The organism is Hylemonella gracilis (assembly GCF_004328645.1).
In the GTDB taxonomy this organism is placed as follows: domain Bacteria; phylum Pseudomonadota; class Gammaproteobacteria; order Burkholderiales; family Burkholderiaceae_C; genus Hylemonella; species Hylemonella gracilis_B.
Genome location: NZ_CP031395.1, coordinates 2,587,380 through 2,610,418, shown reverse-complemented (window position 1 = coordinate 2,610,418; position 23,039 = coordinate 2,587,380). Strand labels below are relative to the sequence as shown.

The 23,039-nt window shown below is 64.4% G+C and carries 15 protein-coding genes; 5 read left to right on the top strand and 10 right to left on the bottom strand.

Annotation, left to right across the window (positions count from 1 at the left end):
* Window positions 1–47 precede the first annotated feature (47 nt).
* Window positions 48–1,004 (top strand): YgfZ/GcvT domain-containing protein, encoded by a 957-nt coding sequence (locus DW355_RS12280; RefSeq protein WP_131280449.1) that lies wholly within the window; start codon window positions 48–50, stop codon window positions 1,002–1,004.
* Here the strand turns inward: DW355_RS12280 and DW355_RS12275 are convergent.
* The 3 genes from DW355_RS12275 to DW355_RS12265 all read right to left on the bottom strand — a co-directional run bounded on the left by DW355_RS12275 (window position 980) and on the right by DW355_RS12265 (window position 4,311).
* A complete protein-coding gene (locus tag DW355_RS12275; RefSeq protein WP_131280448.1) occupies window positions 980–1,912 on the bottom strand; it encodes a YbgC/FadM family acyl-CoA thioesterase in 933 nt (310 codons plus the stop codon). The genes DW355_RS12280 and DW355_RS12275 overlap by 25 nt on opposite strands.
* 20 nt (window positions 1,913–1,932) lie before the next feature.
* Entirely contained in the window at window positions 1,933–2,919 is a 987-nt protein-coding gene (locus DW355_RS12270) for an alpha/beta hydrolase (protein ID WP_131282665.1), read from the bottom strand.
* A gap of 120 nt (window positions 2,920–3,039) precedes the next feature.
* On the bottom strand, window positions 3,040–4,311 hold the full coding sequence (locus DW355_RS12265) for a diguanylate cyclase domain-containing protein (RefSeq protein WP_131280446.1): 1,272 nt from the start codon (window positions 4,309–4,311) through the stop codon (window positions 3,040–3,042).
* A 200-nt stretch (window positions 4,312–4,511) separates the two neighbouring features.
* Here DW355_RS12265 and DW355_RS12260 point away from each other — a divergent pair, with 200 nt between their 5' ends.
* The 3 genes from DW355_RS12260 (at window position 4,512) to DW355_RS12250 (ending at window position 8,045) form a co-directional block, all read left to right on the top strand.
* Window positions 4,512–5,660 carry an iron-containing alcohol dehydrogenase gene (locus DW355_RS12260; protein WP_131280445.1) on the top strand — a complete coding sequence of 383 codons (1,149 nt, stop codon included), beginning with the start codon at window positions 4,512–4,514 and terminating at the stop codon, window positions 5,658–5,660.
* Between the two features lie 83 nt (window positions 5,661–5,743).
* On the top strand, window positions 5,744–6,727 hold the full coding sequence (locus DW355_RS12255) for a CysB family HTH-type transcriptional regulator (RefSeq protein ID WP_131280443.1): 984 nt from the start codon (window positions 5,744–5,746) through the stop codon (window positions 6,725–6,727).
* 136 nt (window positions 6,728–6,863) lie between these two features.
* The gene (locus DW355_RS12250) at window positions 6,864–8,045 is read left to right on the top strand and encodes a pyridoxal phosphate-dependent aminotransferase (RefSeq protein ID WP_131280442.1); all 1,182 of its coding nucleotides are present in this window, start codon (window positions 6,864–6,866) and stop codon (window positions 8,043–8,045) included.
* Window positions 8,046–8,096: 51 nt separating this feature from the next.
* Here the strand turns inward: DW355_RS12250 and DW355_RS12245 are convergent, their stop codons facing one another.
* Window positions 8,097–10,178: an EAL domain-containing protein gene (locus DW355_RS12245; protein WP_131280440.1), complete on the bottom strand. Its 2,082-nt coding sequence runs from the start codon at window positions 10,176–10,178 to the stop codon at window positions 8,097–8,099.
* 405 nt (window positions 10,179–10,583) lie between these two features.
* A complete protein-coding gene (hrpA, locus tag DW355_RS12240) occupies window positions 10,584–14,597 on the bottom strand; it encodes an ATP-dependent RNA helicase HrpA (RefSeq protein WP_131280439.1) in 4,014 nt (1,337 codons plus the stop codon).
* A gap of 77 nt (window positions 14,598–14,674) precedes the next feature.
* Between hrpA and argA the strand changes: the two genes are divergently transcribed.
* A complete protein-coding gene (argA, locus tag DW355_RS12235) occupies window positions 14,675–16,024 on the top strand; it encodes an amino-acid N-acetyltransferase (RefSeq protein ID WP_131280437.1) in 1,350 nt (449 codons plus the stop codon).
* Window positions 16,025–16,060: 36 nt separating this feature from the next.
* On the opposite strand, the gene DW355_RS12230 is transcribed toward argA, so the two are convergent.
* The 5 genes from DW355_RS12230 to DW355_RS12210 form a co-directional block, all read right to left on the bottom strand.
* On the bottom strand, window positions 16,061–17,635 hold the full coding sequence (locus DW355_RS12230) for a methyl-accepting chemotaxis protein (protein ID WP_131280436.1): 1,575 nt from the start codon (window positions 17,633–17,635) through the stop codon (window positions 16,061–16,063).
* Between the two features lie 163 nt (window positions 17,636–17,798).
* The gene (locus DW355_RS12225; RefSeq protein WP_131280435.1) at window positions 17,799–19,448 is read right to left on the bottom strand and encodes an HD family phosphohydrolase; all 1,650 of its coding nucleotides are present in this window, start codon (window positions 19,446–19,448) and stop codon (window positions 17,799–17,801) included.
* 122 nt (window positions 19,449–19,570) lie between these two features.
* On the bottom strand, window positions 19,571–21,190 hold the full coding sequence (locus tag DW355_RS12220; protein WP_165493188.1) for a methyl-accepting chemotaxis protein: 1,620 nt from the start codon (window positions 21,188–21,190) through the stop codon (window positions 19,571–19,573).
* Window positions 21,191–21,424: 234 nt separating this feature from the next.
* Window positions 21,425–21,940 (bottom strand): disulfide bond formation protein B, encoded by a 516-nt coding sequence (locus DW355_RS12215; RefSeq protein ID WP_242671378.1) that lies wholly within the window; start codon window positions 21,938–21,940, stop codon window positions 21,425–21,427.
* On the bottom strand, window positions 21,921–23,039 hold the full coding sequence (locus DW355_RS12210) for a sulfate/molybdate ABC transporter ATP-binding protein (protein ID WP_131280432.1): 1,119 nt from the start codon (window positions 23,037–23,039) through the stop codon (window positions 21,921–21,923). The genes DW355_RS12215 and DW355_RS12210 overlap by 20 nt, the downstream gene beginning before the upstream one ends.

Below are 23,039 nucleotides of genomic sequence, written 5' to 3'. Positions count from 1 at the left end.
GACCCTGATCCGAATAGGTTGATGACGGGTGATGATAATTCAGGCCCATGAACTCCTTGCTCAATGGTATTTCCCCCCTGCCCCACCTGGGCATCCTTCGCGCCACGGGCGAGGATGCCACCAAGTTCCTGCAGAGTCAGCTGACGAATGACTTTGCCTTGCTGGGCGCGGACCAGGCGCGACTGGCGGCCTTCTGTTCGGCTCAAGGGCGCATGCAGGCCAGTTTCATCGGCGTGAAGCTCGCCGCCGACGACGTTCTGCTGGTCTGCAGCAAGGATTTGCTCGAACGCACGCTCAAGCGTCTGACCATGTTCGTGCTGCGCGCCAAGGTCAAGCTGAGCGACGCGACGAGCAACTTCGCGCTGCTCGGCCTGGCGGGTGACGCGGTCACGAGCCTGGCGGGCACCGATGCCGCGCGCCCGGCGCCATTGCCTTGGGCCTGTCAGCCCGTGGGCGAAGCCCGGCTGGTCCACCTCCATCCCGCGGTGGACGGCGATGCCCGCGCTGCGCGTGCCCTCTGGCTGGCCCCAATCGGAACGCCCGCACCCGAGGCAACTGCGCTGCGGCATGAAGACTGGCTCTGGGGCGAGGTGTTGAGCGGCGTGGCCATGGTGAGCGCGCCGATCTTTGAGTCCTTCGTGCCTCAGATGCTCAACTACGAATCCCTCGACGGCGTCAATTTCAAGAAGGGCTGCTACCCAGGCCAGGAGGTGGTGGCGCGCAGCCAGTTCCGTGGCGCCATCAAGCGCCGCGCCGTGCGCGTGCACAGCGCCGTGCCTCTGAGCGCGGGCCAGGACGTCTTTGATGCGGCCGAGCCGGACCAAGCCTGTGGGGTGGTGGCGCAGGCCGCCGCCGCGCCGGTCGAACGCCCGGGCACGCCCCCAGGTGGTTTCGATGCCATCGTGGTACTGCAGACCGCCCACGCGCAGGCCCGACTTCAGACCGCCGATGGCGCGGTGCTGGCACCACGCCCCCTGCCCTACGCCTTGCGCGAGGACATCTGAGCGGCGTCTGCCTTGCTTGGCTCCTCGACGCGAACACTCAAGGAGCGGACCATGGTGACGTGCGGAATGCCGACCTCCTCGTAGGGCTCACCGCGCACCACGAAGCCCAGTCGCGCATAAAACCCCTCGGCGCTGCGCTGCGCGTGCAGCACCAGTGCATGGTCACCGCGCGCCCGGGCGGCCTCACTCAACGCGGACACCAAGTCGCGGCCCAGGCGGGTGCCGCGCAGGGCGCGGTGGACGGCCATGCGACCGATCTTGCCCACGCCCGGCTCCTTGTCGCTCAGCAGTCGGCCTGTGGCCAGTGGCATGCCCAGGCGGTTGAAGATCACCGCGTGCACGGCGGTCTGGTCCGCTTCGTCCCACTCCATCTCGGCAGGGATGCGCTGTTCACGCACGAAGACCTCGGTGCGCACACGCGAGGCGACCTCGCCCAGTTCGGCCCAGCCGCCGACGCGCAAGGTCGTCAAGGCGGGCCCCGCCCCGGCGCCCGCTTCAAAGTCCGCCATCAGTTCCCGCAGCAGGGCCGGCACCGGCCGCGACGTCTGCGTCGCGGGGTCGGCGTAGACGTAGATCAATTCGCTGCTGATCAGCAGTTCCTCGCCACGAAAAATGGCGCCGATGAACTGGAGCGAGGAATTGCCGACGCGCGCGCATCGCAGGCCGATCTCCAATTGGTCGTCCATGCGGGCGGAGGCATGGAATTCCACCGTGGCTTTTTTGACGTAGAGGTCACCACCGAGCTGCTGCATGGCCTCCTCGTAAGGCAGGGCCAAGGCGCGCCAGTAATCGCTGATGGCCGTGTCGAAGTACATCAGGTAATGCGCGTTGAAGACGATTTTCTGCATGTCCACCTCGGCCCAGCGCACGCGCAGGCGGTGGAGGAATCGAAAGTCCAGGCGTTTCATGCGTTTGTTTTCCTTCTCGTTCAAGCGTGCAAGGCCGCTCGCAGGGCCCGCGCCGCGTCGGCCTGGGCTTGCAAGGCTTCGGGGATGGCACGGCCCATCTTGATGAATTCGTGGGTCACGCCACGGTAGATGTCCAGATCCACCGTCACGCCCGCGGCACGCAGCTTGTCGGCGTAGAGCAGACCTTCGTCAACCAGCGGATCGCATTCGGCCAACCCTATCCAGGCCGGCGCGACATTGTCCACATCGGGCGCCAGCAGGGGGGCGAAACGCCAGTCCTCGCGGTCGGTGCGCAGGGGCGCGTACTGGTCGAAGAAATAATCGATGGAAGCCGCATCCAGCACGAAGCCTTCCGCAAAGGTCTGGTGCGAGAGCGTGTCCTGATGCGCGGTGGTGCCGGGGTAGAACAGCAGTTGCAGAGCCAACGGCAGGCCGGCATCACGGGCCTGGATGGCGCAGACCGCGGCCAAGGTGCCACCCGCGCTATCGCCCCCCACCGCCAGACGCATGGGGTCAATGCCGAGTGCCTCGGCCTGCCCGGAACCGGCCAGCCACGACAGGGCATCCCAGGCGTCGTGGACCGCCGTCGGAAACCTGTGCTCGGGCGCGAGCCGGTAATCGAGGGACAGGATGGCGCAAGTCGCCTGATCGGCCAGCCGGCGGCACAAGGCCTCGTGGCTGGCGATCCCCCCGATGGTGAAACCGCCGCCATGGAAATAGAGCATTGCGGGCAGGCGTCCGTGTGCAATGGCTCTGGGGGCGTACAGGCGAGCTGGCAACGACGTGCCATCACGCGTGGGCACGCGCACATCTTCGACCCGAGCCAAGGCCGGGCCTGGCACATCGAGCACGCCAGACCCCTTCGCGTAAGCGAGCCGCGCCTGCTCGGGTGGCAGATCATGCAGGGCGGGTTGCCGGGCGCGAGCGATGTTGTCGATGACCTGCCGCATGGCAGAGGTGAGCAGGTCCCGGGGGCTGCGATCTTGCGGGGCGCGCACGTGCTGCATCAAATCGGAAATTGACAAAAATGAACGGTCGGCGTCTCAGCGGTGTGCTTGCCGCTGACCATGCGCCATGGCGCCTGCAACTGGAAACAGAATCGGCGACCTGAACTCGGAGCGCGCATCCTACAGGAGATGGCGCATGAAAAAACGGAAGCACCCTTTGCCGGCCGCCTTGGCTTCGTACAGTGCCTGATCGGCTCGCGCGATCAGTTGAGCGGCCTCGCGGCCGTCCTGGGGAAATAAAGCGATGCCCACGCTGCCGCCGACCTGGACCTTGCGGCCCAGGGACAGCTTGAACGGAGCGCGAAGTTGCAATAACAACTCCTGCGCAAGCACGGCCACGCTGTCCGGAGTTTCCACGTCCTCCAGCACGACGATGAATTCGTCGCCGCCCAGCCGCGCCAGGGTGTCCATGTCACGCAGGCGTGCCTTGAGACGGTGGCCGACGGCCTGCAGCAGCTCATCCCCGACGGGATGTCCCAGGGTGTCATTGATTTGCTTGAAGCCATCCAGATCGAGAAACAGCACCGCGCCCATGCCCCCGCGCTTCACCCGGTCGATGGCATGTGCCAGGCGCGACATCAGCAAGAGGCGGTTGGGCAGACCGGTCAAGGCGTCGTAATGGGCCAGTCGCTCCATCTCGCTCTGGACATGCTGCATCCGGCTGATGTCGGTGTGTGCGCCGATGTAGGCCTGCACATGGCCTCGTGCGTCCTTGACCGCGTGAACGCTGAGCCACTCAAGGTACACGTCACCGCCCTTGCGGCGATTCCAGATCTCCCCTTGCCAATGGCCCTCCTGTCGCACCGCCTGCCACATCTGGCGAAAGAAATAGGCGTCGTGGCGATCGGAACTGAGCAGGCCAAGGATGGACTGCCCGCGAATCTCGTCCAGCCGGTGCTCGGTGATGCGCTCGAAGGCGGCGTTGGCATCGACGACGCGACGGTCCGCATCCAGGATCACAACGCCCTGTTCCGAGGTTTCGAAGAACAGGGCGTGTTGGCGCAGTTGCTGCTCCAGGCGCTTGCTGGCGCCAATGTCCTCGACCACCGAGACAAAGTAGTCGGGCGAGCCGTCGGGCTTGCGTATCAGCGTCACCGTGAGCCTGACCCAAACAGGTTCTCCGCGGCGTTGGAGGTAGCGCTTCTCCATCGTGTAGGACGCGATCTCGCCCGCCAACAAGCTACGGACCCGATCAAGGTCGGCGTTCAGGTCGTCCGGGTGCGTGATGTCCTGGAAAGACTTGGGCAGCAGTTCGTCCTGCGTATACCCCAGGATGTCGCAGAGTTTCTGGTTCAGGCGCAGCCAGCGACCATCCGGCGCGACCAAGGCTATGCCGGTGCCCGCATGCTCGAATACCGTGCTGAAAAGGTCCTCGTAAGAGCTGACGGACATCGCTTGCTGCTCCCAACGTCGTCCCTGGAGTGCTTTCGCCTTCCGGTACCCCGCAATCAAGAATCATGCCGAAGGTCGGGGCGCGGCGAGTACCCGACGAGACAGCCGATCGGCGACATCGCCCGCGTCCGCCGCTACAGTGCGCATGAAGCACGCCTGCGCCCATGAAAAGGCGCCATCCATCGCACAGGAGAGACGACATGGCGCTGATTCATTATGTCACCCAGGTCCAGTTCGATTTTGGCGCCATCCGCTTGCTGCGCCAGGAGTGCGAGCGCGTTGGCATCGGCCGGCCGCTGATCGTGACCGACGCGGGAATCAGGGCGGCGGGCATCGTCGATCGGGCCCTGGCGGCGTTGGCTGGTGGCCCTGGCAGCGCCATGGTTCCGGTCTTTGACCAGACCCCGCCCAATCCCACCGAGAGCGCCGTGCTTGCCGCGACGGCCCTGTACCGAAAGCAAGGCTGCGACGGCCTGATCGCCGTGGGCGGCGGTAGCGCCATCGACTGCGCCAAGGGCGTGGCCCTCATGGCCACGCACGAAGGCCCGCTGCAGCGCTACGCCACCATCGAAGGCGGGTCCGCCCTGATCACCGAACGCGTCGCGCCTCTGATCGCCGTGCCCACGACGAGCGGCACCGGCAGCGAGGTCGCACGCGGTGCCCTGCTCATCCTGGACGACCACCGCAAGCTCGGTTTCCACAGTTGGCACCTCGTGCCCAAGGCCGCGATCTGCGATCCCGAACTGACCTTCGGCCTGCCCCCGCTGCTGACCGCAGCCACTGGCATGGACGCCATCGCGCACTGCATGGAGACCTTCATGGCCTCGGCCTTCAATCCGCCGGCCGATGGCATCGCGCTGGACGGCCTGGCGCGCGGCTGGGCGCACATCGAGCGCGCGACGCGCGATGGCCGGGACGGCGAGGCCCGCCGCCAGTTGATGAGCGCGTCCATGCAGGGTGCCATGGCCTTCCAGAAAGGTCTGGGTTGCGTGCACAGCCTGAGCCACAGCCTGGGCGGGCTGAATCCGCGCCTGCACCACGGCACGTTGAACGCCGTTTTCCTGCCAGCTGTGGTGAGTTTCAACGCGGAGGCGGAAAACGTCATGCGTGAAAACCGGCTGCAACGCATGGCACAGGCCATGGGACTGCCTACAGGCGCGGACATTCCGGCCGCCATCCAGGAAATGAATGCCCGACTGGGCCTGCCGGCGAGCCTGACCGCGCTGGAGGTGAAGGCGACGCAGTTTCCCGACATCGTGCGCGGCGCGCTGGCCGACCATTGCCACAAGACCAATCCCAGGGAAGCAAGCGCCGAGGACTACGAAGCCTTGCTGGCGGCATCGCTTTAGCGCCCGTAAGACACGGGCTAAAGCGATCAGGAAGTCATAAAGAACAAAAGGCATAATGAAAGGATTCTTTATCCGGATATGCCATGAATCTGCATCAATTTCGCTTTGTGCAAGAAGCGGTGCGGCGCCAACTCAATCTGACCGAGGCGGCCAAGGCCTTACACACCTCTCAGCCCGGCGTGTCCAAGGCCATCCTGGAGCTGGAGGAAGAGCTGGGCATCGATATCTTTGCCCGCCACGGCAAACGGCTCAAACGCGTCACGGAACCCGGCGAGCAGGTGCTGCGCAGCATCGAAGTCATCATGCGCGAGGTCGGCAACCTCAAGCGCATCGGTGAGCAGTACAGCGCCCAGGACAGCGGGACCCTTTCCATCGCCACCACCCATACCCAGGCCCGTTATGTGCTGCCCTCGCCGGTGGCCAAGTTGCGCTCTGCATGGCCACAGGTCAAACTCTCGCTGCATCAAGGCAACCCCGACCAAGTCGCACGCATGCTGATCGACGAAGTGGCCGAGATCGGGATCGCCACCGAGTCGCTGGCCGACTACGATGAGCTGGTGACGCTGCCCTGCTACGAATGGGAGCATGTGCTGGTACTGCCCGCGCAGCACCCCCTGGCCAGCAAGGAGCGGCTGCACCTGGAAGACCTGGCGGCCGTGCCGCTGATCACCTACCACCCGACCTTCACGGGCCGCACCCGCATCGACACCGCCTTTGCGCAGCGCAAGCTGAACCCACAAATCGTGCTGGAGGCAATCGACTCGGACGTCATCACCACCTACGTGAAGTTGGGCATGGGCCTGGGACTGGTGGCCGAAATGGCGGTGCGCGACCGGCCCGCGCTCGCGGGCGGTGACGCGCGCATCGATCCACGCAGCGATCAGGGCGAACTCGTCGTCCGCCCGCTGGGCCATCTGTTCGGCCGCAATGTCACCCGCGTGGCCTTCAAGCGCGGCGCCTACCTGCGCAATTTCGTCTACGAATTCGCCGAACTGCTGAGCGAGCGGCTGCCACGCGATCTGGTGCAACGCGTGATGCGCGGCGAAAGCGCGGTGTATGAGTTGTAAAACCGTCCCCCCTGTGACGCTACGCGCCTTCCCCCGCTCATCCTGCGGTGGCGGGGGGACGCTCCCGGTGGCCTGGCTGAGCCAGCTCCACGGGAGCCCTGGCCAGAAAGAGATTCCTCACACTTGTAGCCTGCCCATGAATGCAACAACGCCATCCCTACAGAGTCGCCTGCCCAAGGTGGGCACGACCATCTTCACCGTGATGTCTTCGCTGGCGGCGGAGAAAAACGCCGTGAACCTGGGCCAGGGTTTCCCGGACTTCGAGGGCGACCCACGCCTGGTCGACGCGGTGACCGAGGCCATGCGCAAGGGCCTGAACCAGTACCCCCTGATGACCGGTGTGCCCGCACTGCGTCAGGCCGTGGCGGCCAAGATCGCGGCGCTGTACGGCCACGCCTACGACGCCAACAGCGAGATCACCATCACCGCAGGTGCGACCCAGGCCATCCTCACGGCCATCCTGGCGGTGGTGCATCCGGGCGATGAGGTGATCGTGCTCGAACCTTGCTACGACAGCTACGTGCCCAACATCGAGCTGGCGGGCGGCGTGGTGGTGCGGGTGCCCTTGGGTTCAGCCAGCGAGCCGGGATCGTTCAAACCTGACTTCGATCGCATCGCCGCGGCGCTCACGCCGCGGACCCGTGCCCTCATCCTCAACACGCCGCACAATCCCAGCGCCACCGTCTGGTCACGCGAGGACATGGACAAGCTGGAGGCACTGCTGGCCCCCACGAACGTGCTGGTGATTGCCGACGAGGTGTACGAGCACATGGTCTACGACGGCCAGCGGCATGAAAGCGTGGCCCGCCACCCCGGTCTGGCGGCGCGGTCCTTCATCGTCAGCAGTTTCGGCAAGACCTACCACGTCACGGGCTGGAAAGTGGCCTACGTGGCGGCGCCCGCATCGCTGATGGCCGAGTTCCGCAAGGTGCACCAGTTCAATGTGTTCACCGTCAACACGCCGGTGCAGCACGGCATCGCCACCTACATGGCCGATCCGCAGCCCTACCTGACCCTGCCCGCGTTCTACCAGCGCAAGCGCGACCTGTTCCGCGCGGGTCTGGCCAAAACGCGCTTTCACCTGCTGCCCAGCGAGGGCAGCTACTTCCAGTGCGTGGACATCTCGAACCTGGCCGTGCCCGAGCGCGACCTCAGCGAGGCCGATTTCTGCCTTTGGCTGACTGCGGAGATCGGCGTGGCGGCCATCCCGCTCTCGGCCTTCTACGGCGACGGCCACGACCAGAAAGTCATCCGCTTCTGTTATGCCAAGAAAGATGAGACGCTCCAGCTTGCGTTGGAGCGTCTGGCACGGCTCTGAGGTCCTCCTCCCCTACCGCGCAGGCCTGTAAGCTCCGCGCGTGGCCGTACCTCAGTCGCAGGCGCTGATGGCCAGGATCAGGCCCTGGCGTGCGTGCTGGTACTGCATGCTCAGCATGCCATGCAGACGCGCCACCGCGACGGCCTGGTCGGCATGCCGGCGCCCGTGTTCACCAAACAGACTGGGCAACGGCGGCCCCGAAACCCTGTCCTCGTCCGGGTCGTCACCCAGAGTCTGAGCGTGCTCCAGGTGCAGGTGCAGGCGCTCCTCCCAGACCAGCAGCCGGGCCAGCCTGGCCAGCACGCCGTCGGAGCGCGGACGCGTGGCCTCGGCCCGTTTCGCCTCGTAGGCCCGCAGCCAGGGCAGCAGCGCCTCCCCGGGCATGGGCTGCGCCACCGCATACCCCTGCACGGCATCCACACCAAGAATCCTGACTGCCTCGAGCAGACCGGGATCCTCCACCCCTTCCAGCGCGACGCGCTTGCCCAAGGCGTGCCCCAGGCGGGTGAGCTGGTAGATGAAACGCAACACGTCGAACGTATCGCGCTCGAGGTTCTGCACGATGCTGCGGTCGATCTTGATCAGGTCGAAGGGCATTTCACGCAGGCGCGCCAGGCCACTGTAGCCTGCGCCCAGATCATCTTCCGCCAGTTTCACGCCCAGGGACTTGAACTTGCGAAACACATCGACCGCGTCCGCGCCGTAGCCGATGGCGCCCGTCTCCAGGAGTTCCAGCGTCAGCATCTCAGGCTCGCACCCCTGCTCCTGCAGGATGCGCTGGGTGACGTCGAAGTAGCGCGGATCGACCAGGGCGCTGGACGGCAGGTTCAGCGAGACGGCCAGATCCAGACCCGCTTCGCGCCAGCGACTGCGCTGGCACAGCACTTCCCGCAGCCCGCGCGCGTAAAGCTCCACGAAATCGCTGGGCAAGAGGGCAGCGAAAAATTCACCCGGTCCCAATAGACGACCGTCCTCGCGCAAGCGTGCCAGCGCCTCCACCTTGCTGATGCTGCCCGTCTGCAGGTCCAGCAGCGGCTGGTAGTGCATTTCCAGCGCGTCCGTGCGCAAGAGGCTGGCCCAGTTCTGGCGCGTCGCATAGGGGACGACATGGGCCCGCCCGTGTCGTCCTTCGATGGCCATCAGGGCAAAGACAAGCAGGGTCTGCAACTGCTCGATGAACGATTGCTGATGCGCCGAACTGAAACCGCCCGGCAAGGTGCAGAAGAGTGTCAGCACGAAGAAAGGCGCGCTGTCGCTGGGGCCAACCGGAATGGCCACGCTGGAACGGTAGCCACGCTCGCGCATCAGCCCACGCCAGCGCTCGGTGGCCGGGTCGGTGGCGAAGTTGATGCAGCGCTGGACCTGGCGCGTGCGCCAAGCGCGCCCTGTCGGGTCCTCGCTCACCTCGCTCAGCGACCCCCCTGCGAGTTGCTCGAAACGCATCAGGAAATCATTGGCCTGCCCGGACACGGCCTCGAAGCGGAACAGGCCTCGACCGTCCAGACGACCGAAGGAACAGGCGGCGATCTCTCCGTGCTCGGACAGCCGCTGCGTCATGCGGTCGATCAGGTCGGTGTAGCTCTCGACTTGCCAGACCAGTTGCGTCAGCTCCTGCGTGAGCTTGTGGCGCTGAATCTGCACGTCCTGGTAGACCTGCATCTGCAGCGACATGTCACGCATGAGTCGCTGACCCAGTGCCGCCAGGGCCCGCCCGTGCTGTACGCCCCCGACGTGGTCTCGCACCAGGGCGAGCAGAATCTCGGACCCGAGGGTCAAATCATCCCGGGCGACGCCCATCACCGCATGCTGGAGCCCGAGCCGTCCCGCGAGTTCGCGGTGCTTCTCGGCATCCAGATCAGGGGCGGTCAGGGTCAGCAGGTACTCCCGCAGACGCGCCTTGAACTGCGCCTGCTCCGGCGGCGCCATGGTGAAGATCAGATGGCTGATCGACGGAATTTCCGCCAGGCTGCGGAAGAGTTTCTCGACAATGGCCTCCAGCTGATCCTGCAGGACCGGCTGCATGCTTTGCAAGGCGTCGGCCCACGCCGCGCCATACAGCCTGCTGGCCTGCCTGCGCTCCACGTCGGAAACGCCCCAAGCCACCGCCACAGGCGTATCACCCTCTGCTGACAAAATGGACTCCTCTGCACGCCTCGTCGGGCGCTTGAAGGGAGGCGCTCTGCGGGCGCTCTCAGTTTCCCTTCAACTTTCACATTCCCTAATGACTCTTTCAACCGTGGAGTCCGATACTCCGGTCTTGATCACTTGCTTCGCTGTTCCCCGCCTCCTGTCCGGTCATTCCTCAAAACTTTGTCATTCTCCTTCATCATCCCAGCCATTTCGGCCTGACATGCACGGGCTGTGGTGGAATTCCATCATCACACCCGGCTTGCACGACACGCGACAAGCGGGCTCCACTCAGTCTCTTCGTCCTCCCGAAGCCCGACTTGAGCGCAAAGAAGCATAGCTAGGGAAACTCAGGACGAACTCGTGCCTTCGTCGTGCGGAACACCGTGTCTGTCGCGACCCGCGAGCCCCTCAGCTGTTCAACTGCAACCAGAGTTTTTCAAGGCGCTTGATGCTGACAGGCTGCGGCGTGCGCAACTCCTGCGCGAAGAAACTCACGCGCAGCTCCTCGAGCAGCCAGCGCAGTTCCTGCAGGCGTGCGTCGCTCGCGCCCTTGCGCTCAGCCAGCAGGCGCAGGTAGCGCTGCTCTTGTGGCCTGAGCTCAGCCAGACGCGCGGCATCCCGGGCGGGGTCCGCGCGCCATTTGTCCAGCCGCAAGGTGATCGCCCTGAGGTAGCGCGTGAAGTGCTGCAAGGCCGGCCAGGGAGTGCCCGCCAGGAAGCGCTTGGGCATCAGGCGCTGCAATTGCTGCGCGCAGTCGGCAGCGGCTTCCGCGGCGTTCTTGGTGTCCTTGATCTTGCGCAGCGCCACCGCGTACTCGCCCAGGATGGCCGCGGCCAGGCGCGCCACCTCAGTGGCGATGAGACTCAGGCGCCCGCGCCCTTCGTCCAGGCGGCGTTTGAAGTCCGCGTCGTTCGCGGGCAACGGCTCCAGCAGAAAGGCCCGGTCCAAGGCGAGTTCCAGGATCTGCCCACGCAGTTCTTCCAAAGTGCCCAGACTCAGATAAGCCACGGCCATCTTCTGCAGGTCCGGAATGTTCTTTTCCAGATACTTCAGCGCGTCGCGGATCTGCAGGGCAAACAGGCGCCGCAGGCCCGCGCGATGCTTGACGGCCGCGGCCTCGGGCTCGTCGAACACCTCCAGCATCACGGCATCACCGGCATCCACCAGCGCCGGAAAGCCGATCAGGGTCTGCCCGCCCTTTCTGATTTCCATCAGTTCGGGCAATTCACCAAAGGTCCAGGCGACGTGGCGCTGTGCCCCGTCCGCCGCGGGGCCGGCGGATGCGGCGTCCCGAAGCGGCGTGGCCTTGCTCTTGCTGGAGGGCGTGTCCATGCCTCGTTCAGCACTGGCATTCGCGCTGGCGTGCGCGCCCGCCGACCCGGACGCGTCTGGCGCGGAAGGTGAGGCCTTCAAGGTCGCCAAGGCCTGAAAGGCCCCGCGTGCCTGCGCCCCCAGTTCGGCCTTGAGTGCGCCAAGGTTGCGGCCCTGGCCCAACTGGCGACCATGTTCGTCCACCACTCGCAGATTCATGAACAGGTGCGGACTGAGCATGTCGAGCTTGAAGTCCGCGCGCTTCACGTCCAGGCTGGTGATCTCGCGCACGCGCTTGAGCAGTGCGTCTGTCAGGCCGCTCCGCCCGAAGGCCTCGGGCTGACCCAGTTCCTCCGCCAGCCGGGCGGCGGATTCCGGCAAGGGCACGAAGCGGCTGCGCGGCCTTTGTGGCAAGCTCTTGAGCAGAGCCTGGATTTTTTCCTTGAGCATGCCCGGGGCCAGCCACTCGCAGCGCTCCTCGCTGACCTGGTTCAGAACGAACAGCGGCACCGTGACCGTCAGCCCGTCGCGCGCGTCACCCGGCTGGTGCAGGTAAGTGGCCGCGCAATCCACGCCCCCCAACCGCAGGGTCTTGGGAAAGGCGCTGCTGGTGACCCCGGCCGCCTCGTGGCGCATCAGTTCCTCGCGACTCAGACGCAGCAGGTCGGGCTGCAGGCGGCTGGCTTCGCGGTACCAGCGCTCGCACTCGAACCCACTGCAGACCTGGGCCGGCAGATGCTGGTCGTAAAAGGCGTAGATCAGTTCCTCATCCACCAGCACGTCCTGCCGACGTGACTTGTGCTCCAGCTCCTCCACCTCGCGGATGAGCTTGCGGTTGGCGGCAAGGAAAGGCAACTTGGTGTCCCATTCGCCCGCGACCAGGGCTTCACGGATGAAGACCTCTCGCGCAGACACCGGATCGACCCGCCCGAAGTTGACGCGCCGCCCGCTGTAGATGAGCAGACCGTAGAGCGTGGCGCGCTCCAGCGCCACCACTTCCGCGGCCTTCTTCTCCCAGTGCGGATCGAGCAACTGCTTTTTGAGCAAGTGCCCCGCGACCTGCTCCAGCCAGGGCGGCTCGATGGCGGCGATGCCACGCCCGAAGAGCCGCGTGGTCTCGACCAGCTCGGCGCAGACGATCCAGCGGCCTGGCTTCTTTGAGAGGTGCGCGCCCGGATGGCGATGGAATTTGACGCCGCGCGCACCCAGGTAGACATCCTCGGTCTCGTGCTTGCACCCCAGGTTGCCCAACAGGCCGGCCAACATGGACAAGTGAATCTGCTCGTAGGTTGCAGGCGTCTGATTCAGCCGCCATTGGTGCTCGGTCACCACGGTCAGCAACTGGCTGTGGATATCACGCCATTCACGCACCCGGCGCACGTTCACGAAGTTCTGACGCAATAGAGCCTCGTACTGGCGGTTGCTGAGCTTGTGCTCTCCTGAGGTGTTCTGCGTCGCGTCTGGCTTACCGCCCCGTGCATCGTGAATCCACTTCCACAGCTTGAGGTAGCCAGTGAATTCGCTCTTCTCATCGTCGAACTTGGCATGTGCCTGATCGGCCTGGGCCTGGGCTTCCAGCGGCCGGTCGCGCACGTCCTGCACGCTCAGCGCGCTGGCGATGACCAGCACCTCCTCCAGCGCCTGACGGTCTCGCGCTTCGAGAATCATGCGGCCCACGCGGGGATCCAGCGGCAACTTGGCCAGTTCGCGACCCAGGGGCGTGAGCTCATTGGCTTCGTCCACCGCGCCCAGCTCGGCCAGCAACTGGTAGCCGTCGGCGATGGCGCGACCCGAAGGCGCTTCGAGGAAAGGGAAATCCTCCACCGAGCCCAGGTGCAGGGACTTCATGCGCAGGATCACACCCGCCAGCGAGGATCGCAGGATTTCGGGCGTGGTGAATCGCTCGCGGCCATTGAAGTCCTGCTCGTTGTACAGACGGATGCAGATCCCGTTGGCCACGCGCCCGCAGCGCCCCGCGCGCTGGTTGGCGGCCGCCTGGCTGACCGGTTCGACCAGCAACTGCTCGACCTTGCTCCTGAAACTGTAGCGCTTGACCCGCGCCGTGCCCGTGTCAATGACGTTGCGTATGCCTGGCACGGTGAGCGATGTCTCGGCCACGTTGGTGGCCAGCACGATGCGGCGTCCGGTGTGCCCATCGAAAACCTTGTCCTGCTCGGCCTGGCTCAGCCGGGCGAACAGCGGCAGCACCTCGGCGCTACGCTTGATGGGGTCGTGGCTCAGGTGCTTGCGCAGATGATCCGCCGCTTCGCGGATCTCACGTTCACCAGGAAAGAAGATGAGGATGTCGCCGCCCGCATGGCCTTGCCACAGTTCGTCCACCGCATCGGCGATCGCGTCGTTCACGTCGAACTCCCGCGATTCCTCGAAAGGCCGGTAGCGCATCTCGACGGGATAGGTGCGACCGGAAACATAGATCACCGGAGCAGGAACAAGACCGCCGCTTTCGCTCACTTCGTGAGGTTCGCTGCTCCCCGAGGAGGCTTCGCCCGGCCTGGAGCGAGCTGGCGCCGCGCGATTTTTGGGTGCCGAGGCGAAGTGCCTGGCAAACCGTTCCGCATCGATCGTGGCCGAAGTCACGATGACCTTCAGGTCAGGGCGACGTGGCAGGATTTGTCGCAGGTAGCCCAGCAGGAAGTCGATGTTGAGCGAACGCTCGTGTGCCTCGTCGATGATGAGCGTGTCGTAGGCGTTGAGCAGCGGATCGGTCTGGGTTTCCGCCAGCAAAATGCCGTCCGTCATCAGCTTGACCGAGGCGTCCTTACCCAGCCGGTCATTGAAGCGCACCTTGTAGCCCACCACCTCGCCCAGCGGCGTCTGCAGCTCCTCCGCGATGCGCTTGGCCACACTGGAAGCGGCAATGCGGCGCGGCTGGGTGTGCCCAATCAGCCGACCTTTCTGCCCGGCAGGGTAATTGCATTTGCCGCGCCCGAGGCTCAAGGCGATCTTGGGCAGCTGCGTGGTCTTGCCGGACCCCGTTTCGCCGCAGACGATGATGACCTGGTGGGCCTGCAACGCGGCGGCGATCTCGTCGCGTTTGGCCGACACCGGCAGCGACTCGGGAAACTCGATTTTCAGCGTGGAGGAACTCAAGGGGAAACTTCGTGGAGAATCCGCGATTATCCCCGCCCGGACCCCATTCACCGGCCCCTCCCTCTTCGCGCCCACGCATGTCCGCCGTCTTCAACTTCACCTTCGTGCCCTGGTTCCGTTCGGTCGCGCCCTACATCCACAAATTCCGCAATCAGACCTTCGTGGTGGGTGTTTGCGGCGAGGCCATCGCGGCGGGCAAGTTGCCGAATCTGGCGCAGGATCTGGCCCTGATCCAGAGCATGGGCGTGAAGATCGTGCTGGTGCACGGCTTTCGCCCCCAGGTGAACGAGCAGCTCAAGGCCAAGGGCCACGCCGCCCTGTATTCGCGCGGCATGCGCATCACGGACGAGGTCGCGCTGGATTGCGCGCAAGAGGCCGCCGGACAGCTGCGTTACCAGATCGAGGCGGCTTTCAGCCAGGGCCTACCCAACACGCCCATGGCGGGCGCCACGGTGCGGGTGCTCTCGGGCAACTTCATCACCGCGCGGCCCGTGGGCATCGTCGACGGCGTCGATTTCCAGAGTTCGGGCCTGGTGCGCAAGGTGGACGTCGCCGCCATCCAGCACACCTTGAACATGGGGGCTGTCGCCCTGCTCTCGCCCTTTGGCTTCTCGCCCACCGGCGAGGCCTTCAACCTGACCATGGAAGACGTGGCAACCTCGGTGGCCACCGCCCTGCACGCCGACAAGCTGATCTTCATCACCGAAATTCCTGGCCTGCGCCTGCGCCCCAACGAACCGGAGTCCGAGGACAACCCCATCGACACCGAGCTACCCCTGGCCGCCGCCGAGAAACTGCTGACCGAATTGCCGGCGCCAGAACACCCCAGCGACGCCGCCTTCTACCTGCAACATTGCATCCGTGCCTGCAAAGGCGGGGTGGAACGCAGCCACATCATTCCCTACGCAGTCGATGGGTCCCTGCTACTGGAGATCTACGTGCACGACGGCATCGGCACCATGATCGTGGACGAGAAGCTGGAGGAACTGCGCGAAGCCACGGCGGATGATGTGGGTGGCATCCTGCGCCTGATCGAGCCGTACGAAAAGGACGGGACACTGGTCAAGCGCAGCCGCACGGAAATCGAGCGCGACATCGGCAACTACACCATCATCGAACACGATGGCGTGATCTTCGCCTGCGCGGCGCTTTATCCCTACCCCGAGGCGCACACGGCCGAAATGGCGGCGCTGACCGTCTTGAACGAATCGCAGGGGCAGGGCGACGGGGAAAAAGTGCTCAAGCGCGTCGAGCAACGTGCGCGGGCGATGGGACTCAAAAGCATCTTCGTGCTGACCACGCGCACCATGCATTGGTTCATCAAACGCGGCTTCCAGCAGGTCGACCCGGACTGGCTGCCCGAAGCCCGTCGCCGCATGTACAACTGGGACCGCCGCAGCCAGGTGCTGGTCAAGAAGCTGCCCTGAACACCCGCTGCAACAGCCGGCGGGCTTTGGGCAAGGTCAAGTGGCGATCAGTTCGAGCGACCGCGAGCGATCGGGAAGAACCGCGCCCGCGAGGCGGAAAACGGCCACGGCCTGCACGAGTTCCTGGGCCTGCATCTTGAGACTGCTCGCCGCCGCGGCCATCTGCTCCACGAGCGCCGCGTTCTGCTGGGTGGCCTGATCCATCTGGACCACGGCATCGCCGATCTGTGAAACCCCGGAACTCTGCTCACTGCTGGCAGCGCTGATCTCGCCCATGATCGCGGTCACCCGCCGAATGCTGGAGACCACCTCGCCCATGGTGCCACCCGCCTGATCGGCCTGCACACTACCCTGCTGGACGCGCTGCACGCTCTCACCAATCAGGGCCTTGATTTGCTTGGCGGCGTCGGCCGAGCGCTGCGCCAGGGCACGCACCTCTCCCGCCACCACCGCGAACCCGCGCCCCTGCTCGCCGGCGCGCGCGGCCTCCACGGCCGCGTTGAGCGCCAGGATGTTGGTCTGGAAGGCGATGCCATCAATGACACCAATGATCTCGGAGATCTGGTGCGAGCTGTTGTTGATGCCTTTCATCGTGTGGACCACCTGCCCCACGGCCTCGCCCCCCTGCTCGGCGACACTGCTGGCGTCGCGTGCCAGTTGGTTAGCTTGCTGCGCGTTGTCGGCGTTCTGCCGGACGGTGGACGAGAGCTCCTCCATGGAGGCTGCCGTCTGCTGCAGCGCGCTGGCCTGGCGCTCGGTACGAGCCGACAAATCCTGGTTGCCTTGAGCAATCTCGGAGCTGGCCATGGACACAGAATCCGAGCTATGGCGCACCCGCTTCACGACATCGATCAGGGCCACGCGCATGGTGTTGAGCGAGCGCAACAGGTGTGCGAGCTCATCGTGCCCGGTGGCATGGATTGCCCCGCCCAGATTGCCCCGTGCAATCTCTTCGGTGTGGGCCACCGCCTCTCGAATCGGGCGGATCAGCGAACGGGTCAGCCAGATGGACAAGACCACGCTGCCCAGGCAAACCAGCAGCATCATCGCCAGGCTGATCATCACGGCCTGACGCCCTTGATCATGCGCCGCAAGGCCAAGAACATTCGCGTCCTTGGCGATCTGCTGCGCGGCTTCGTCCAGCAGACGAGCGGGCGCCCGGTCCATGCCGCTGACGGATTTATCCCCCACGGAAGCGAGAAAGCCCGCTGTCTTGTAGGCATCCAGACCACGGCGATAGCCTTCGCCCATCTTGCTATGCTCCTGCAGGAACTGTTCGACCAGGCGACGCGCCTCCCCTGTGGGCAAGGCCTTGGTCAGCAGCGCACCCGTCGCGGCCACCTCCTGCTCGGTCTTTTCAAAGCTGGTCCAATGACGTTCCAGCAACTGCGGATCGCCACCGCGCAACAGCACGTTCTTCCATTCCTGCACCTGGGTCTTGAAATTGACCAGCATGCCCATGACCAGACGTTCGTTCTGATGGGCTCCGGCCACCTGGACGTCAAAAACACGCAGTGACTGATTCAGTCTATAGATGCCCAGAAAACTGGCGCCCAGCAAGGAGATGATGAGCACCGCGATCGTGAGCGGCAATCGGACCCTGATCTGCATGATGCACCTCGCGCGGTTGATGCAAGCCGGAAGACCATCGGGAAGCGGCTGCAAACCGCGCCTCCGAACCCGGGCCAGCGACTGGGCGGACCGGTGGTTTGATTATGAATTCAAGTCACGGCCGCTGTGAAGGCGCTGCGCGGATCAGCGAGGGCGAGGTGTTTCAGGTCAGCACAGCGGCCTGGTTCACTTCGTCGATCTGCTCGGGCGCCAGGAAACGCTCCGCGTACTCCAGGTAGACCTGCTCACGCACGAAGATCTCGAACAGATCGGGGTCGATGTGTCCGCCCTTCTTCATGTTCGCCATGATGGACAGGGCCTGGGAAAGCTTCATCGGCGGTTTGTACGGCCGGTCGCTGGCGGTCAAGGCCTCGAAAATGTCGGCGATGCCCATCACCCGGGCCTGTACCGACATCTGCTCACGAGTGAGCCCTTTCGGGTAACCCTTGCCATCCATGCGTTCATGGTGCCCCCCAGCGTACTCGGGCACATTGCGCAAGTGACGCGGCCAGGGCAGTTGCTCCAGCATGTTGATGGTGGCGACGATGTGGTGGTTGATGATCTCGCGCTCGGGATGCGTTAATGTGCCCCGGGCGATGGTGAGGTTCTCGACCTCGTTGACGCTCAGGAAATCGCTGTCCTGTCCGGGGACATCATCGGGGGCGCGCCAACGGTATTGGGCGGCCATGTCACGCACACGTTGGATGTCGTCCTCGCGCATGGCTTCCCCGCCTTTGTTCGTCCTGCGCAGGAAGTTGCGATCACTATCCAGCCGCTCGAGTGACTGGCTCAACTGAGCACCAATTCGGGCCTCCGCCGTGGCGTCGACCACGGGTCGCAAGGCCAGTTGCTCGCGCAAGGCGGCGATCTCCGCGTCGCGCTTGAGCACCTCGAAACGGGTGTCCACCAGGCCGATGCGGTCGTAGATGGTTTCCAGCTTGGTGGCCTTGTCCACCACGTGCACGGGGGTGGTGATCTTGCCGCAATCGTGCAGCAAGCCGGCGATCTTCAGCTCGTACCGGTCCTTGTCGCTCATGGAGAAGCCCGCCAGCGGGCCGGCCGTGGTGGCGGCGGCTGCGTTGGCCAGCAACATGGTCAGCTCCGGCACGCGCTGGCAATGGCCCCCGGTGTATTCCGATTTTTCGTCGATGGCCTCGTTGATCATGCTGATCAAGGCTTCGAACAGTTCCTCGAGTTGCGCGATCAGTTGCCGGTTGGTCAGCGCGATGGCCGCCTGCGAGGCCAGGGATTCGACCAGGCTTTGGTCGGCCGGCAGGAAGGCGGTGACCTCGCCGCTGCCAGGCTTGCGCGCATTGAGCAGTTGCAGGACACCGATGACGCGGTCCTCGTGGTTCTTCATGGGCACGGCCAGCATCGATTGCGAACGATACCCCGTGCGCTGGTCGAAGGATCTCGTGCCGGTGAAGTCGAACTTGGTGTTGTCGTAGGCGTCAGGGATGTTCACCGTGCTCTCGTGGTTGGCGGCATAGGCCGCCACGGCTCGGTCGTTCGGCTTGCCGTCGGCGTCGAACAGTTGCACCAGCGGCAATTCGATTTTCTTGCCGGTGGTGCCGCCCATCGCGATGCTCAGCGAGTCCGTGCGCATGATCTCGAAGCGCAGCGCGCGCTCGTCTTCGGTCACGCGATAAAGGGTGCCGCCATCGGCATTGGTGATGTCCTTGGCCGCCAGCAGAATGGTTTCCAGCAGGCGGGTGGTGTCGTGCTCGCGGGAGAGTGCCGTGCCGATGGCGTTGAGCTGCTCCAGGCGACGCAGCAGGTCGGTCGTGAAATTGGCAGAAGTTTCCGTGTTCATGGTCGCGCTTTTTGTAACAGTCCCCGGCGGACATCCCGAGAACGAACAAGGCGAGAGACTATCTCAGAACACCTGCGGTGCCTACCGGCGAGACGGTAACAGTCGCCCTCCACCGGGGAAATTCACCTGGGAAGGGCCAGCGCCGGGGAAGTCTGGCCGACGGCCGGCCGATTCGAGACGTCCGGACGCCCAGCCTGCATGCCGGGATCCAGTTGAAACGCGGAAACAGCGGACACCAATTCCTGGGCCTGGGAGCGCAGGCTGCTCGTCGCCGCAGCCAATTCCTCCACCAAGGCCGCGTTCTGCTGGGTGGCTTGGTCCATATTGGTCACGGCTTCGCCGACCTGGGCGACTCCCGTGCTCTGCTCGCTGCTGGCGGTACTGATTTCGGCAACGATGTCCGATACCAGCCGGATGCTGCTCACCACCTGCTCCATGGTATTGCCTGCGCGGTCCACCAGGGCCGCACCCTGTCCGACCTGCTCGACACTGGCAGTGATCAGCGCCTTGATCTCCTTGGCGGCGGCGGCGCTGCGCCCCGCCAGGGTCCGGACTTCGCTGGCCACCACCGCGAAACCCCGGCCCTGCTCCCCCGCGCGCGCAGCCTCGACCGCGGCGTTCAAGGCCAGGATGTTCGTCTGGAAAGCGATGCCATCGATCACGTTGATGATGTCGACGATCTTGCGGGACGATTCGCTGATGCCCTTCATGGTCTTCACGACCTCGGTCACGACTTCCCCCCCCTGTATAGCCACCGTACTAGCGTTTTGCGCGAGCTGATTGGCCTGCAGGGCATTCGCGGCATTCTGCTTCACGGTGCTGCCCAGCTCTTCCATGGAGGCGGCGGTTTGTTCCAGCGCGCTGGCCTGGCTTTCGGTGCGCGAACTCAGATCCTGGTTGCCCTGCGCGATCTCCGCGCTGGCCGCGGACACCGTCTCACTGCCACGCCGGACACGGTCCACTGTCGCCGCCATGGAATCGCGCAATGCCTTGATGCCATGCATCAGGCTCTGATGATCGTCCGACTTCAATCGGACACTCACGCTCAGGTCGCCTTCAGCCATGCTGCGCATGAGGTGGCTGACCTCCGCCGGTTCGCCTCCGAGTTGTCGCACGATGCTGCGGACAATCACCAGGCCAAAACCCAACATGAGCAGGGCCAGGACCAGCGCGCCCAGGCTGGATTGGATGGCTCGCTGGAAAATCGAGGCGTCGACCGTGTCGATGTAAACGCCCGAGCCGACGATCCATCCCCAAGGCTCGAAGCCCTTCACATGAGAAACCTTCTGCACAGGCGTGGCATGCCCGGGCTTGGGCCACATATAGTCCACGTCGCCCGACCCCTGCGCCTTGACCACCTTGACCATCTCAACGAACAGGTGCTTGCCGTTCGGGTCTTTGTTCTGAGTCAAGTCCGTGCCATCCAATTCGGCGCGGATGGGGTGCATCACCATGCGTGGATGCATGTCATTGATCCAGAAATACTCCGTACCGCTATAGCGCAAGGCCTTGACGGCTTGCAGCGCGCGCTGCTTGGCTTCGTCCATGGACATCTGGCCCTTGACAGCCTGGTCATGGAAATGCACCACCAAGCCGTAAGCCACCTCGGTCGCCTGCCGCACGGCGTCCTTGCGTTCCTTGAGCAGCAGGCTGCGCTCGGAAACCATGGAAAAAGTCAGCAGCAGAATCAAGCCAAGAATGGCACTGACGATCAGGGAGCCAAGGCGCTTGCCCAGACTCATGGTGGCGAATCGAAACACAGGGAACATCTCCTCAGCGGCATCCAGACCTTACGGAACCCTTACCAGAAAAAGGGCGTGTGTGAACAATGTTTCTCTTTTAAATTCTGTACACACTGTAACAAAGATGCGCGAATGCTGTGTCAACACGAGGAGCAGCGTTTTCCCGAGGCAAAAAATAAGCCGCCCACGTCGAACGCGGGCGGCTTTTCTTGAGCCGTCTTGCGCAGCAGCCTGCTAAACGCGCAATGTTCTGAGGCGCACCAATAGCCAGAAGGCAGCGAGGATCATCAGCGCAAAGCAGACGAAGGACCAATTCGCGATGCTCAGCCCGAGGAAAGTCCAGTCGACGGCAGCGCAATCGCCGGATCCACGGAAGATCATCGGCACGGCTCGCTGAAGCGGGAAGGCCTCGATCATCCCGTAAAAATCGCGGCCACAGCTAAGAAACTCCGGTGGATGCCATTGCAGCCAGCTCTGCCGTGCCGCGACGAAAGCACCGAAAGCCGCTGACAGCAGAACCAGTAGCGCACCTGCGACATGCCAGGGTCGTCCTTTGAATAGGGCTGCTCCACCCGCGAAGACGGCCACCAACAGCAGTGCATAACGCTGGACGATGCACATCGGACAAGGCTCAAGCCCGACACCGTGTTGCAGGTAGAGCCCGAATCCCAACAGTCCCAGGCAGCCAAGGAAAATCAGAAAAAGAACGCGTCGAGGCGCATTCAGCGTGTCAAGCAGTTGTCGATGCAGCAAGATCCGGTGTTCCTTCCACGAAGACGCGGGCCTTGCGTGGCGTCACAGCCAGCAATTCACCCTCCGTCAATCCAAGCTCGCGGTATTGTGACGCAGGGATTTGCACCTCGATGACCGCTTGCCGGAGCGATGGAGTCTGTTCCTCGGGCAAAAGTTCCAGGCGGGCAATGGGTCCGACCACGATGGCGCGGGACAAGCGGGCGGCGATACCCGGCGCACCACTCGACCAGCGACGCACCTCGAATTCGTGCGGGCGCACGTAGGCGAAAGCCCGAGCATCTTGTGCGCCGACGTGCTCGGGCGCGGCGATCGTGATGTCGCTGGAGACGCCCTCCAGGTGCAAGGTGCCTTCGTGGGCGCGCCCCTGGAAAAGGTTCACGTCGCCCAGAAAGCCATAGACGAAAGGACTGGCCGGATGCTCCCAAACGTCCTGGGGGGACCCCACCTGCTCCACCACGCCCCGGTTCATCAACACCACTCGGTCAGCCACTTCGAGCGCCTCTTCCTGGTCGTGCGTCACAAAGATGCTGGTCACGTGCAACTCATCATGCAAACGGCGCAGCCAGCGACGCAGTTCCTTGCGCACCTTGGCGTCCAGGGCGCCAAAAGGCTCGTCGAGCAGGAGCACCTTCGGCTCCACTGCCAGGGCACGCGCGAGCGCGATGCGTTGGCGTTGCCCCCCCGACAGCTGCGCGGGATAACGGTCGGCCAGCCAGTCGAGCTGCACGAGTTTCAGCAGGTCCGTGACCTTGGCCTTGATTTGCTTTTCGCTGGGGCGCTGGCTTCTGGGCTTCATGCGCAGGCCGAACGCGACGTTGTCGGCCACGGTCATGTGACGGAACAAGGCGTAATGCTGGAACACGAAACCGATCTGGCGTTCACGCACGTGCTTGTCCGTCGTGTCCTCGCCAGAGAAATAGATGCTGCCGCTGTCCGCGGTTTCGAGCCCCGCGATGATGCGCAACAAGGTGGTCTTGCCGCAGCCCGAGGGGCCCAGCAAGGCCAGCAGCTCGCCGGACGCGATGTCCAGGTCGACATCGTGCAAGGCTCGGAAATTGCCGAAATGTTTGTTGACCTTGCGGATTTCAATGCTCAT